Consider the following 670-nt stretch of genomic DNA (forward strand, 5'->3'; position numbering starts at 1 on the left):
CCTCAACATGGTGCCGGCCGATGACCTCGACCGCAATTTCGGCACCGCGGCGCCGACGCTCCTGATCGAAGGCATGACCCTTGCCGGAGCATGACCTGACCACTGCCGGAGCCACCGAAGACTTGCCGCTGCTGCGCGATGCCGCCCGCGAGGCGGGGGTGATCGCCATGCGCTACTTCGGCAACAGCCCGCAAGTCTGGATGAAGGGCGGCACATCACCGGTCAGCGAGGCCGACCACGCGGCCGACGCCTATCTGCGCGAAACATTGCTGGCGGCGCGGCCGGATTATGGCTGGCTGTCGGAAGAGACAGTTGACGATCCGGTCCGGCTTTCGGCACGCCGCACCTTCGTCGTCGACCCGATCGACGGCACGCGCGGTTTCCTGGAAGGCCAGCGCACCTGGTGCGTCAGCGTCGCCGTCGTCGAACATGGCCGCACGCTGGCCGGCGTGCTGGAATGCCCGGCGATGGAGGAGACCTATTGGGCGCTGCCCGGCCAGGGTGCTTTCCGCAACGGCAAGCGCATTGCGGTTCGCAAGCTGGCGGAAACGGCCGAGATTTCCGGGCTGAAGCAGTTGACCGACCTGATGCCTGCCGAATGGCAGGCGCGGCTGAAGCGGGCGCCTTACAGCCCTTCGCTCGCCTATCGGCTGGCCATGATCGCCAATGG

The 670-nt window shown here is 67.0% G+C and carries 1 protein-coding gene; it reads left to right on the forward strand.

What is annotated here, in order from left to right; genetic code table 11:
* Positions 1 to 80: 80 nt before the first annotated feature.
* On the forward strand, positions 81 to 670 hold a 590-nt coding region (locus tag EN925_RS38490; protein ID WP_164894811.1), incomplete at its 3' end, for a 3'(2'),5'-bisphosphate nucleotidase CysQ.

The sequence above is a fragment of the Mesorhizobium sp. M7A.F.Ca.US.006.04.2.1 genome (genome assembly GCF_004022915.1).
GTDB classification, from domain to species: Bacteria; Pseudomonadota; Alphaproteobacteria; order Rhizobiales; family Rhizobiaceae; genus Mesorhizobium; species Mesorhizobium ciceri.